Here is a 13,136-nt window from a genome sequence, read left to right on the forward strand (position 1 = left end):
ACGCTTCCTAAATGGCCGGCATGATCTCCGAAAATCTCGATACCGCCCTCGCTTTCACTATTCCCGATCGCCACGCCCGCGGGCGCCTGGTGCGGCTGGGGCCGGCGCTCAACGCCATCCTCTCCGCGCATGGCTATCCGCCGGCGATCGAGAAGGTGCTGGCCGAGGCGATCGTGCTGGCCGCTTTGCTGGGAGCCACCCTCAAGGAGGTTGAGGGCCAGCTCACGCTGCAGGCGCAGACCGAGAATGGCGTGATTGACCTGCTCGTCGCCGATTATCGCGGCGGCGAGATGCGCGGCTATGTGCGCCACGATGCCGAGCGATTGGGGGAGTTGCCGGCCGATCCGTCGCTATTCGGCCTGTTCGGCAAGGGTTATCTCGCGATCACCTTCGATCAGGCGACGTCGGGGGAACGCTATCAGGGGATCGTCCCGCTTGAGGGCGCCAGTCTGGCCGAGGCGGCGGAATCCTATTTCGCCCAGTCCGAACAGATACCGAGCCTGGTGCGGATCGGGATCGGCCGCGCCGACGACGGCAGCGTGGTGGCGGGCGGACTGATGCTGCAGCATCTGCCGGAAGGCGAAGAAGGGCGCGATCGCATCCACACAAGGCTCGATCACCCCGAATGGGATCATGTCGCGGCCCTCGGCGGCAGCGTACGCGACGCCGAGCTCGCCGACGGCGAGCTGCCGCTCGAGACGTTGCTGTGGCGGTTGTTCAACGAGGATCAGGTGCGGGTCAGCCCCAGCATTGCGCCACGGCGCGGCTGCCGCTGCGACCCGGATCACGTGGCGCGCGTGATCGCGCGCTTCCCGGAAGAGGAGCGCGCGGCGATGGCGGGCCCGGACGGGCTGATCGAAGTGAATTGCGAATTTTGCGCGCGTGGCTTCAAGATCGAGCCGCTGGCGGCGTAGCAGCTATTAGCCAGCCATCGGATGCACGTTATTGCGAGGCGCGGAACGCGCCGCGGCAATCCAGGCCGACGGGCTCGTTGCGCTACCAGACTGAATCGCTTGCTTGTGGCGACCTTCGGTTTGCTGCGCTCGCAATGACAATGGTGTGCCCGGGTCTGTTAACCCGGCGTTTAGTTGACCCATGTTAGCCGCCGAGCGTGCCATTCGGGCACTGTCCTCCCTAGACAGCCCTAACAGGCATACTGGGCCGCTCCTTACCGGGCGGCCCTTCTTTTGCACTGCGGCAATCGATCCTATATCCGGCGCCGATGCTGACGAATGACGATAAACAGACGGCGGTGGTGCTCGTCTCGGGCGGGCTCGACTCGATGGTGGTGGCCGCGCTGGCGGTGGAGGCCGGGCACAGGCTGGTCGCGCTGACGATCGATTATAATCAGCGCCACCGCATTGAGCTGGAGGCCGCGGCGCGCATTGCTACCCACTTGGGGGCGATCCGTCACATCGTGCTGCCGCTCGATCTGACGCGGTTTGGCGGGTCGTCGCTGACCGACACTGCCATGAACGTGCCCAAGGAGGGCGTGCAGCCGGGCATTCCCAGCACCTACGTGCCCGCGCGCAACACGATCTTCCTGAGCCTGGCGCTCGGGCTGGCTGAAGCGACCGGTGCGCGCGCCATCCATATCGGCGTCAATGCGCTGGATTATTCGGGCTATCCCGATTGCCGGCCGGAATTCGTGGCGGCGTTCGAGACGCTCGCCAACCTTGCTACCAAGGCGGGGGTGGAGGGCGACAGCTTCAAGGTCCACACGCCTCTGCTGCATATGACCAAAGCCGATATCGCCGCGGAGGCGGCACGGTTGGGGCTCGATGCCGGCATGAGCTGGTCATGCTACGATCCGCAGCCGGGCGACCTGCATTGCGGCCGCTGCGACTCGTGCCGGCTGCGCAGCAAGGGGTTCGAGGAAGCCGGGCTGGCTGATCCGACCCGTTACGCGGTGCCGCCGGCGTGAGCTACGCCGTCAAGGAGATGTTCCTGACATTGCAGGGGGAGGGGCTGCAGGCGGGCATGCGTGCGGTGTTCCTGCGCTTCGCCGGCTGCAATCTGTGGTCGGGGCGCGAACAGGATCGCGCTGATGCGCAATGCAGCTTCTGTGATACCGATTTCGTCGGCATGGACGGCGACGGCGGCGGGCGTTTCGCCGATGCGGCGGCGGTGACGGAGGCGGCGTGGACCTTGTGGAGCGGGGGGCTCGAAGGAAGCGGCGGAGGTACGCCGCTGATCGTGATCACCGGCGGCGAGCCCATGTTGCAGCTGGATGATGCGCTGGTGGCTGCGCTCAAGGGGCGCAGCTTTCGCGTCGCGATCGAAACCAATGGCACATTGCCGGTGGCGGACGGGGTTGACTGGATCTGCGTCAGCCCCAAAGCCGGCACCGAGATCGTCCAGCGAAGCGGCGACGAGCTCAAACTGGTGTGGCCGCAGCAGGGGCTGGATCCGCGCGAACTGGAAAGCTGGGACTTCCGGCATCTGCTCGTCCAGCCGATGGACGGCGTCGATGCCGCGGCAGCGCGCGGGGCGGCGATCGATTTCGTGATTGCAAACCCGCGCTGGCGACTGTCGGTACAGACGCACAAACTGCTCGGGCTGCGCTAGTTGTTACCGACCGGCGTTATTGCAAGCGGAGCGAACCGAGGCCGCCAAAGGCAAGCGCGTGCCCTCGCGATGACGACTATCGGCCGCGCTCAATTCTTGCAGCGGACTTCCTTGCCCTTCTTGTTGTAGCAGCGTGGATCGGCGATCGGATCGAATGGCACGCGCGCATTCTGGACGGCGAATGCCCGGTCACCGGCAGGGATCAGGCTATTGCGGAATTCGCGCATCCGCTTGATCGCGATTTCGGCGAGGTGGCCACGCGATTCTTCGAGCGTCTGCTGGCCGATCGACGCGGCCGTCTCGCAGAAGATCAACTGCGCCTGAAGCGTCGAGAAGCTATTGTAAGTGCGCGTCGTATATTGATCGAGCGCATTCTGCCACGTCTTGCCGCCGACGCGCTTGAAGTAGGCCGTCAGCGTCGCATAGGTCGCCTGTAGCTCACCCGAATGCTGGTGCAGCATGTTGTTGTAATTCTCGACGGTGCGCAAAGTCGGCGCGAATTGGCATTGCAGCGCCGCCACATTGAGGCCGGCGCGCAGCGTCCACACCAGATTGGCCTCGAGCTCCTTGGGCTGGGCGCCGGGCATGGGCAGGGTGATGCCGTTTTCGCCTCCGCTGGCGGGAGCCCCGGCCAGCGTCGGGCGCGACCAGAAGAGATAGGCATCGGCCGGTGCGGCCAAGCCGAGCAAAGTGCCCCCCAACGCGATCAGGCCAAACGAACGATACCAACGAGCCGTCATGCACATATTCTCCGATCGCCAGACCTTAAGCGGCTTTGGCGGCAGGGAAAAGCATTTACGGCCCGCAGCATGAACCGCCGGGCGCATCGCGTGGCGATTAGTGGCGATGCTCCCGCCGCAGCGCGTAGCGGCCGTCGAGGAACGGCTCGAACAGGCCGGAGATGGCCGGATGGTCGATCGGCTCCTCGGTCTCGTCATGCTCGAGGTTCTGCTGGCTGACGTAGGCGATATAGCTGCTCTCGGCATTTTCGGCGAGCAGGTGGTAGAATGGCTGGTCGCGGTTGGGCCGGACGTCCTCCGGGATGGCGGCATACCATTCTTCGCTGTTGGCGAAGACTGGGTCGACGTCGAAGATCACGCCGCGGAACGCGAACAGGCGGTGGCGGACGACATCGCCGATCGTGAAGCGCGCTTCCGAAACGGGCGGCATCGTGTCCAGACCGATTGGCGGGGTAATCGTACTGCGGGAAGGAATCATATCTGTAATCTAATGTCGCATCGATCCTGTGCAACCCATGCTTGGCAAGTGCGGTTCGCTGCGTTAGGGGCACCGCTCCTTCGGCCGGACCCCCTTTGCGGAGAGGTGCCAGAGTGGTCGATTGGGACGGTCTCGAAAACCGTTGTGCCGCAAGGTACCGTGGGTTCGAATCCCACCCTCTCCGCCATTGGGGGTTCGCCGGAGCGTCCTGAACGCTCCGGGCAAGCTGGTGATGGGCGCAGGTCCAGCGTCTCGCGTGATCAGGACCGCGCGTCGTCAGCCGGTGGTGTGACCGGCCAGACCGTCCAACGCAGCAGCGACATGTTCGCGCATGGTGGGATCGCGCGTCACTTCGAGGATGGCGCTGAGGCTGGCGCGGGCGGCGGTGACGTCGCCGCGAGTGAGTTCCAGCCGTGCCCGCGCCCACCAGCCATGCGCTCCCGTGGGATCGATCGCAGTGATACGCTGCAGCAAGGAGAGCGTGCGTGCGGTGTCGCCGGACGCCTCCGCCCGGCCCGCCTGGTTCATCAGCAGCCGCACCAGCGCGGCACGGTTGGTCATCGGTGCAAGATGCTCGGCGAGCGGCTGGACCTCACGTCCCAATATGCCGGACAGCAATTGGGCGAGCTCCTGCCCGCCCAGGATCGCACCGTTGTTGAACGGATCGATCAGGGTGGGTGCGGTGGTGGGCCCGAGCCGGACGAGGACATGCCCGGGCGTGTTGAGCGGGTCTGCGGTCCAGCCGACACGGCGCGCGGCGCCGACATAGAGGATCGACAGGCTCACCGGCAGGCCGCGCCGGCGATCGATTACGCGGATCATATCGGCATTGGCCGGGTCGTCATACTGCTCCCGGTCGCCGTGGAAGCCATATTCGGCGGCCATGACGCGGGCCAGCACGTGCGCCTGCGCCTCGGCTGTCTCCGCCCCCTCGGCCAATATCGCCAGGCGGTTGGTGAGGCTGTTCAAAAGTTGGAGATAGGGATTGAGGTCGGTGCCGGCATGATCCAGCCGCGCCAGCTCCAAGGCGGCGGCGTCAGGCATGATCGCCTCGTCGTCGAGCAGCCCGAGGTAGGAGATGTCGTCAGCCATGGTGGGTGAGCACGGGTGCAAGGGGCAAGGAGTTCATGCCTGTTCAGCCTGCCCTTCAATGCGGCGGCCGCGATGGCGATCCGGTAACGGGCCTTGGTACATCTGGCCCTGCCCCGCGATCGATAACGGCACTTGCGCTTCCATCACGCACTCCTCGCAATCGTTCAACGTCATGATCGGAACGACGTTGCCGCCGGAAAGTTGCGATTTCGAACTGCCTGCAACTCAGGTTAAAATATTGAAATAGCGTGAGCATTTCAAATGGGTGCAAGGAGGGGCGGGGACGGAAATCAGGCCTGATATGTTGCCGCCCGGTTGAAGGCTGCATAAGGCGGTTTCGAAGGCCTTTGGTTGCATTGCCCGTAACCATTTGATCCGATCCTGAATGGTTCCCGATGGCGCGCTCCCCCAGATTGTAGCAGCGGAGATCGAAGCCGTAGAACGGAAACAGATAAAAATGAACGCGCGCGCCTAATGCGCGTTCAGTTGGATGTGGGGATGGAGCTTAGCATGTATCTGATAGCGTTGCTTAGCTTCGTCATGGCGGCGTTTGCGGGATCCCTGGCTTATATCTGGCACCGTGCGCCGGAGCCTGCCGGCGAGCATTGGGTGGCTCGGCGCAAGCGCGTGGCACGGGTGCGGATGGCCCGGGTGAGCGCGCTCTATCTGGGCCTCGCCACCATAGTGTCCGGCGGCGTCGGCACATTGCTGTCGGGTGACCTTGCCGCGATGTTGAAATAAGGCTCGTGCCGCCTCAGCTCCGATAATTTCGGCAATTATGCATTATCGACCCTTCGCTCCCGCGCAACTCGGTCCATTTCCGAGCTATTAGTCGTGTTGATCCTTGGTCATTTCGCCTAGCATCGGTGGGGATAACTGATCGCTAACGGGGGTTTTGCATGCGGCGGGCACGATCCCGGACATCCGCACTTGCGTGTTATCTTGGTATACACAAACGCGGAAAGATCATCAAAGTTGAGCGAAAGCTCTTTTCTGAATGCAGGCGCTGTGGCGATGACCTCATCAGGACCAGGAGGCGGTGGCGCTCGCCACAACCAGATGAGTTGCCGCGCAATTGGAAAACGCAGCGCTGGCGACATTCCGGTACGATCATTTCGCCCTTACTTGTCGTGGCGACCGCGGTCAGCCTGACCGCGGTTTGGTTCTTTGTCTTGACGCTTTAGCGGAGCGAACAAGGGTCTCGATCGTCGGCAATTGAAGCTGGATCGGGCATTCAACGCCAGCACGTGCGCTGCGCTCACCACGCTCGGCAATCTTTTGCGCAAAATCAGGACGTGCAGGTAACAAAATTGCAATAATTGCAATTGCACGCCGCCAGCGATTGCGTTTGTCTGCGATTCCCGAGGTCACGGGGCGGACAAGCACATGCCAGCCGCCGACAGATGGCCGATCCCAGGGAGACGATGCTCCGAACGGCGCGCCGCTTAGCCGCGGCAGTGCTTCGGAGGGCAAAATGCCCCCGTTGAAATTGGGGGTCGCATAGTGATTACACGACGCAAGTTGCTCGAACGGCTGGGCCATCTTGGTGGATTGGGGGCGACCTTCAGCGCGATGCAGGCGCTGGGACTGATGAGTAAGGCGCGCGCGGCGGGGATGCCGGCGCTGCCGCCGACGCTCGGCAAGGGCAAGCATGTAATCGTGTTGGGTGCGGGCATTTCCGGGCTCGTATCCGCCTACGAACTGGAGCAGGCGGGTTTCCTCGTCACCTTGCTCGAGGCGCGCGAGCGCGTCGGCGGACGTGCCTGGACGGTGCGTGACGGCGATAAGATCGAAATGAACGGGGAAGAGACGCAGACCGCGCGTTTCTCGGACGGCGCCTATTTCAATGCCGGTCCGGCGCGTATCCCGAGCTTCCACACCGGCCTGCTCGGCTATGCGGACAAATTCGGTGTGCCGCTCGAAGTCGAAGTCAATTCCAGCCGCTCCGCTTACGTCGTCGCCGACGACGGCACCAAGATGCGCCAGCGCACGGCCGTGAACGACATGCGCGGCCACATTGCCGAATTGCTCTCCAAAGCAGTCAGCCAAGGCGCGCTCGACCAGCAGCTCACGCCCGCCGACAAGGAGAAGTTGCTGCCGTTCCTGCGCTTCTATGGCGATCTCGACGAGAAAGGCTCGTTCGCCGGAACGGCGCGGTCCGGCTTCGACGCGCTACCCGGTGCCGGGCCGACTTTCGCGACCAGCTATCCCCCACGGCCGCTGTCCGCGTTGCTCGCCAACCAGCAGCTGCCGATGACCCTTTTCGACGACGTGTTCTACATGCAGGCAACCATGGTCGAGCCGGTCGGCGGCATGGATCGGATTCACGCCGGCTTCGACCGCAACCTCAAGCATCCCGCGGTACGGGGCGCGGAAGTTACGCGTATCCGCGACACCGCGAAGGGTGTCGAAGTCGTCTATCGCGACAAGGGGTCCGGCGTGATGAACACGGTTTCGGGCGATTATCTGATCTGCACCATCCCGTTCCCGGTGCTGACCTCGATCGACACCAATTTCTCCAAGCCGGTGAAGCAGGCGATTGCGGGCGTGGTCTACGATTATTCCAACAAGATCGCTTTCGACGCGCCGCGCTTCTGGGAGAAGGAGGACCAGATTTACGGAGGCATCACTTTCGTCGGCGGGCCGACCAGCCTGATCTGGTATCCATCCGCCGCGATCCATTCGGCACGCGGCATGCTGCTTGCCTGCTATGCCTCCGGCCCGATCGCCGCCGATTTCCAGAAGCGTCCGATCGCCGAGCAGATCGAATATGCGCGCGGCGTGGTGGAGAAGGTCCATCCCGGCCATGGCAAGGACCTCGCCAACGGCATCGCGGTCAACTGGCACAAGATCCCCTACAGCCTTGGGCCATGGCCGGCCTGGAATCCGGCGCAGGCGGGGCGGCAGGAAGGCAATATCGATACGCCGGCCTTCCGCCTGCTGCAGAAACCTGACGGGCGGATCTACTTCGCCAGTGCCGCCCTCAGTCAGACACCGGGCTGGCAGGAAGGGGGCATCGCGTCCGCCCATTATCAGGTGACTGCGCTCGCGGCGCGCGTCACTGCCCAGGCGATGGTCGAGCCTCGATATGCGCGGGTTGCAGCCTGACATGTCCGACGCCGGCCGAACCATCCGGGCCGGCGTCATCATCCGGCCGGCGCGCGCGCCGGACATCCCGGTCCTCGAGCCGTTGATCACCGCATCGGCACGCGCGCTGAGTGCAGGCTTTTACAGTGCACGCGAGATCGAGGCGGCAATTGAGCACGTCTTCGGCGTCGATTCCGACCTTGTCGCCGACGGAACCTACTTCGTCGCCGAGGAGGAGGGAGAGATTGTCGGCTGCGGCGGCTGGAGCCGACAGCGGACCTTGTTCGGCGGCGATCGCTTTGCTGCCCGCGAGCCCGGCTATCTCGATCCGGCCAGCGAGGCCGCACGCATGAGGGCGTTCTTCGTGGCGCCGGGTCATGCCCGCAAGGGGGTCGCCACAAAGCTGTTGGCGGCATGCGAGGCCGCCGCCATCGCCGCCGGCTTCACGCGCGGTGCCCTGATGGCGACCTTGCCCGGCGTGCCGTTCTACGCGGCGCATGGCTACCGGCCAGGGGAGGCGGTTAGCTATCAATGCGGAGATACGGCTGTCCGCTTCGTCGCCATGGTAAAAGAATTGTTGCCGAAATGATACAGGCACGCTCCGTATTAGCCGCTAAATCTTCGGGAGCGTCGGAGCACTTGCAGCACCTGATCATTAAGATAGCTTCTTGAACGTAGTTGATTCGCGCGAATGAGGAGAAATGATTCGCTGTAAACTTAACAGGCTCATTCGGGGGATGAAAAACAACTTTCCGCTTCGCGGAGGGTTGGCGCTTGTACAAAATTAAAAAAGCGACAGATCATAGTCGTGTTCGGTGAGAGGCTCCTGAGGCTTAGGTTTCATTTAGGGGGCTATATGAATACGAACATTGGCATGATTTCGCGCGTGGCGATCGCCGCGGCGCTGATCGCTGGCGCGCAGGCAGCAAAAGCTGCGGATCCGGCACCTGCACCAGCCAGCCCGGCGGGGGTATCCGCAGATGATGAGGTGATCGTCACCGGCACGCGCTCAGTCGGCATCACCGCGGCGGAAAGCGCGGCACCGATCAAGTTGCTGGGGGCCGAGGCGATCGAGCATGTCGGCCAACCCAACCTCAACCAGGTGCTGACCCAGCTCATTCCTTCGTTCAACGCTGCAGCGTTCGGCGGCGACACCGCCCAGCTAACATTGTCGGCCCGTCTGCGCGGCCTCAGCCCCAACCACACGCTGGTCCTCGTCAACGGCAAGCGCCGCCACGGCACGGCCAACCTGGCAGTGTTGTCGGGCGTCAGCCAGGGCGGCGCCGCTCCCGATCTCGATTTCATCACGCCTTCCTCGATCAAGCGCATCGAAGTGCTGGAGGACGGCGCCGCGGCCCAATATGGCTCCGACGCCATCGCCGGCGTTATCAACATCATCCTCAAGGACAGCGATAACGGTGGTTCCGCCAGCGCGACGGCGGGGCAATATTACAAGAGCGATGGCAAGATCGTCTCGGGCAACGTCAATCTCGGCACCAAATTGGGCGAGGGCGGGTTCATCAACCTGACCGGCATGTACCGCTACCACCAGCGCAGCCAGGTCGGCGGCATCGATCGTCGTGTCTACCTGCCCGACGGCACCGTCCGTTCGACCGCCACCGGCCTCTCGCCGCAGCAGGTCGCGCTCTACCAGAATCTGCCGGGGGCACCCTACGTCAACCGCATCTTCGGCGATCCACAATCCAAGCTGGCACAAGGCGGGTTCAACGCCGGTTACGATTTTGGCGACGTTCAGCTCTACAGCTTCGGCACGTACAGCCACCGCACCGCCGCCGCTTATGAGAATTATCGCGTGCCCGACCGCGTGCGTTACTCGCCGGTGCTGGGCGTCCAGGGATCGCTTACCACGCCCGGCGAAGTGCTGTTCAACCCACTCGGCTTCAACCCGCAGGAAGCGTTCCGCGAGGACGACGCCGCGATCACCGGCGGCGCCAAGGGCGATCTGGCCGGTTTCCACTGGGATGTGAGCGCCACCTATGGCCGCGACCAGGACAAGATCTACACCAAGAATTCAGCCAATGCCGCGCTGTATGTCGACACCCATTTCACGCCGACGACGATGTATGACGGCAAGTTCATCAACGATGAACTGACGCTCAACGCGGACTTTTCCAAGGAGATCGACGTCGGGCTTGCCGGGCCGCTCAACGTCGCCTTCGGCGCCGAATATCGCAAGAATGGCTACACGATCGGCAGCGGCGACCCCGCGTCGATCTACAAGGAAGGCGGCCAATCCTATCCGGGCTTCCAGCCGACCGACGCCGGGCATCATACGCGCAAGAATGAAAGCGCCTATATCGACATCGCGCTCAATCCATTCGAAGGTCTCAAGCTCGACGCAGCGGGCCGCTACGAACATTATTCCGATTTCGGGAGCGAAGTCATTGGCAAGCTGACGGCGCGCTATGATTTCACTCCGGAGGTCGCCATCCGCGGCACTATTTCGAACGGCTTCCGCGCTCCGACGCTGGCGGAGGAGTTCTACTCTGCGACCAACGTGTCGCCGACGTCGGCGACGGTGCAGCTACCGGCCAATTCGGCGGCGGCCAAGCTGATCGGCTTCGACAATCTCCGCCCGGAAAAGTCGTTCAACATCAGCGCCGGCGCGGTCTTCCGGCCGATCGATCGGGCCACGCTGACGATCGATTATTATCATATCCGCATCAAGGATCGTGTCGTCGGCTCCGGCACGCTGTTCGGCCTCGGCGGCGCGACCAACGATCCACGGGTGCTGCTGGCCATCGCCGCGCACGGCAACGTGCTGGATCCAACGGTGACGCAGGTCGGGGTGGCGGCGTTCACCAACGGGCTCAACACCAACACCAACGGCGTCGACGTGGTCGGCAGCTATATGATCCCGTCCGATTATGGCAGCTTCAACCTGACGTTGTCGGGCAATTATAACGACATCAAGATTTCCAAGATCGACCCGGTCGCGGCGACCTTGCTGGACAGGACATCGACGAGCACGCTCGAACACTCGTCGCCGAAGTTCAAGGTCATCGGCGGGCTCAACTGGTCGCTGGACCGCTTCTCGCTGACGGCGCGCGAAACGCTCTATGGCAAGTCCTACATCCTCTACAGCCCCAACGGGGGGACCTATTACAAGAACCAGGTCAAAACGGCCGCTATCACCGATCTTGAGGTAGGGGTCGATCTCACCAAAAGCCTCAAATTCTCCGTGGGTTCGAACAATCTGTTCAACAAGAAGCCCTCCAAGGTGGTGGCCGTCCCCGGCAGCGGTCCGGTGCTGACGCTTTCCACCGCCGGCAACGTCTACGACGCTCCCAACACGTTCTCCGCCTACGGTATCAATGGCGGCTATTATTACGCGCGGATCGACTTCAGCTTCTAGATCGTAGCGCGGGTACAACCGGAGGCGGCGTCCGCGCGACGTCGCCTCCTTCTTCGCACAGGGGAAGATGATGAAAGCCTATTGTCTTATCGCCGCTGCAGGACTGCTCGCGACAGCAGCGCCGGCCGCCGAGATCACGCGCTTCAAAACAGTCGGCCCGACGCCGGCATTGATCCTGCAGGGGGTGCTGGTGCCGCCCGGTGCCGAGACGCTCTATTTGTCCGGGCAACTCGCCGCACCAATCCATCCTGCCAAGCCGACGTCGCCACCGCTGACGATGGCCGACTATGGCGATACCAAGACGCAGACGGTGAGCACGCTCACCAAGATCAAGGGGATATTGGCGAGTCACGGCTACGCCATGTCGGACATCATCAAGATGACGGTGTTCCTCGCCGGCGACCCGGCGCTTGGCGGCAAGATGGATTTTGCCGGCATGAACGACGGTTTCAAGATGTTCTTTGGGACGGCCGACAACCCGAATACGGTCGCGCGTTCCACCATCCAGGTGGCGGCCCTGGCCGGTCCCGCTTTCCTGGTCGAGATCGAGGTTACCGCAGCCAAGATGCCCAGATGAACTGACCGCGCCGGAAGCCGTCAGCTTGTACCTGATTTGGCAACGGGTTACGTTCTCGATCCGCGAATAGTTGGTATCCGGAGTGAATCCGGCGCATGATATCGCGGTTGAGGATGTGGGGGTTGCATGACGGAGGCCACGATACGCGACGTCGCGCGGGAAGCGCAGCTGTCGGTCGCCTCGGTATCGCGCGCGCTCAACGGCCATAAGAGCGTTCGCCCCGAAACACGGGCGCGGATCGTCGCGGTGGCGGACGAACTCGGCTATGTTCCGCATGCCGGCGCGCGCAGCCTGAGCATGGCGCGATCGAACGCGATCGGCGTGGTCCTGCCGGACCTCCACGGCGAATTCTTTTCCGAGATCGTGCGGGGCATGGATCGCGAGGCCACACGGCTTGGCCTGCAATTGCTGCTGTCGAACATGCACGCCGATCCGGTTCAGGCGGGCCTGGCATTGCGCGCGATGCATGGACGCGTCGACGGCCTGCTGATCATGTGCCCGCAGATGCGATCCGAGGGGTGGGCCGGATCCTTGCCGCGTGGCCTGCCGGCGGTGCTGCTCAACACGTCCGAGCCGACGATGGACCGACCGTCCATGGCAATCGACAATCGCGCGGGCGCGGCTGCCATAGCGCGCCATCTGGTGAGTATCGGGCGACGTTCGATCGTGCACATTGCCGGGCCCGATCACAACGTCGATGCGCGCGAACGGCACAAAGGTTTCGAGGACGTGATCCGCGCCGAGGCGCCGGATGCGGTCATCACCGTGCTCCCCGGCGATTTCAACGAGGAGAGCGGGGAGGCTGCCGCCGCCCAAATCCTCTCGAGCGGCATGAAGGTCGATGCCATCTTCGCCGCAAACGACATGATGGCGGTCGGCTGCCTTCAGGCGTTGCGTGCCGCCGGCGTGCGCGTGCCCGAGGAGATCGCCGTCGCCGGCTTCGATGACGTGCCGATCGCGCGCTACCTCGCGCTCACGACAGCCCGCGTGCGGATCGCGGAGATCGGTGCGCGTGCCGTGATCCGTCTGACCGAAATCATGAGCGGTCACGAGGAAGGGGCCAAAATCGAGGTGCAGATTCCGGAGCTGGTCGTGCGTGGCACCACCCAGATGCCGGACCCGAGCGACGCTCCTTAAGCGCAGCTACGCCGCGGCTGTAACCGCCGGCAAACGTCGTCCAGCCCGTTCCGTCAAACCCCCCGCCAATGGTTCCCCTCT

General features: G+C 63.5%; 12 protein-coding genes and 1 tRNA gene. 10 read left to right on the forward strand and 3 right to left on the reverse strand.

All coding sequences use genetic code 11. The features are described 5' to 3' along the window. The first annotated feature begins 20 nt into the window (after positions 1-20). The 3 genes from hslO (at position 21) to queE (ending at position 2,568) form a co-directional block, all read left to right on the forward strand. Positions 21-914, forward strand: a complete 894-nt coding sequence (gene hslO / locus DX905_RS15000) for an Hsp33 family molecular chaperone HslO (protein ID WP_116092603.1) — start codon at positions 21-23, stop codon at positions 912-914. Between the two features lie 308 nt (positions 915-1,222). After that, entirely contained in the window at positions 1,223-1,924 is a 702-nt protein-coding gene (gene queC / locus DX905_RS15005) for a 7-cyano-7-deazaguanine synthase QueC (protein ID WP_116092057.1), read from the forward strand. Further along, a complete protein-coding gene (queE, locus tag DX905_RS15010; RefSeq protein ID WP_116092058.1) occupies positions 1,921-2,568 on the forward strand; it encodes a 7-carboxy-7-deazaguanine synthase in 648 nt (215 codons plus the stop codon). Before queC ends, queE begins: the two co-directional genes overlap by 4 nt. Before the next feature lie 89 nt (positions 2,569-2,657). On the opposite strand, the gene DX905_RS15015 is transcribed toward queE, so the two are convergent. Together DX905_RS15015 and hspQ are read right to left on the reverse strand one after the other, a co-directional pair. Then, positions 2,658-3,308, reverse strand: coding sequence for a hypothetical protein (locus DX905_RS15015; RefSeq protein WP_240320880.1), 651 nt, complete (start codon positions 3,306-3,308; stop codon positions 2,658-2,660). Between the two features lie 97 nt (positions 3,309-3,405). Beyond that, positions 3,406-3,786, reverse strand: coding sequence for a heat shock protein HspQ (hspQ, locus tag DX905_RS15020; RefSeq protein WP_116092059.1), 381 nt, complete (start codon positions 3,784-3,786; stop codon positions 3,406-3,408). A 99-nt stretch (positions 3,787-3,885) separates the two neighbouring features. Here hspQ and DX905_RS15025 point away from each other — a divergent pair. Then, positions 3,886-3,973 (forward strand) — tRNA-Ser (locus tag DX905_RS15025). An 89-nt stretch (positions 3,974-4,062) separates the two neighbouring features. Here DX905_RS15025 and DX905_RS15030 read toward each other — a convergent pair. Next, on the reverse strand, positions 4,063-4,878 hold the full coding sequence (locus DX905_RS15030) for a SirB1 family protein (protein ID WP_116092060.1): 816 nt from the start codon (positions 4,876-4,878) through the stop codon (positions 4,063-4,065). Between the two features lie 510 nt (positions 4,879-5,388). On the opposite strand from DX905_RS15030, the gene DX905_RS15035 reads away from it, so the two are divergent. The 6 genes from DX905_RS15035 (at position 5,389) to DX905_RS15060 (ending at position 13,055) form a co-directional block, all read left to right on the forward strand. Further along, complete coding sequence (locus tag DX905_RS15035) at positions 5,389-5,619, forward strand: hypothetical protein (protein WP_162875668.1); 231 nt, start codon at positions 5,389-5,391, stop codon at positions 5,617-5,619. Positions 5,620-6,381: 762 nt separating this feature from the next. Further along, on the forward strand, positions 6,382-7,986 hold the full coding sequence (locus tag DX905_RS15040; RefSeq protein WP_205412272.1) for a flavin monoamine oxidase family protein: 1,605 nt from the start codon (positions 6,382-6,384) through the stop codon (positions 7,984-7,986). Position 7,987: 1 nt separating this feature from the next. Continuing rightward, positions 7,988-8,554 (forward strand): GNAT family N-acetyltransferase, encoded by a 567-nt coding sequence (locus DX905_RS15045; protein WP_116092062.1) that lies wholly within the window; start codon positions 7,988-7,990, stop codon positions 8,552-8,554. Positions 8,555-8,821: 267 nt separating this feature from the next. Beyond that, entirely contained in the window at positions 8,822-11,341 is a 2,520-nt protein-coding gene (locus tag DX905_RS15050) for a TonB-dependent receptor plug domain-containing protein (protein ID WP_240320881.1), read from the forward strand. Between the two features lie 70 nt (positions 11,342-11,411). Further along, on the forward strand, positions 11,412-11,918 hold the full coding sequence (locus DX905_RS15055) for a RidA family protein (RefSeq protein ID WP_116092607.1): 507 nt from the start codon (positions 11,412-11,414) through the stop codon (positions 11,916-11,918). 126 nt (positions 11,919-12,044) lie between these two features. Continuing rightward, positions 12,045-13,055 carry a LacI family DNA-binding transcriptional regulator gene (locus tag DX905_RS15060; protein ID WP_116092063.1) on the forward strand — a complete coding sequence of 337 codons (1,011 nt, stop codon included), beginning with the start codon at positions 12,045-12,047 and terminating at the stop codon, positions 13,053-13,055. Positions 13,056-13,136: the final 81 nt, after the last annotated feature.

The sequence above is a fragment of the Sphingomonas crusticola genome (assembly GCF_003391115.1).
Taxonomy (GTDB): Bacteria; Pseudomonadota; Alphaproteobacteria; order Sphingomonadales; family Sphingomonadaceae; genus Sphingomonas_I; species Sphingomonas_I crusticola.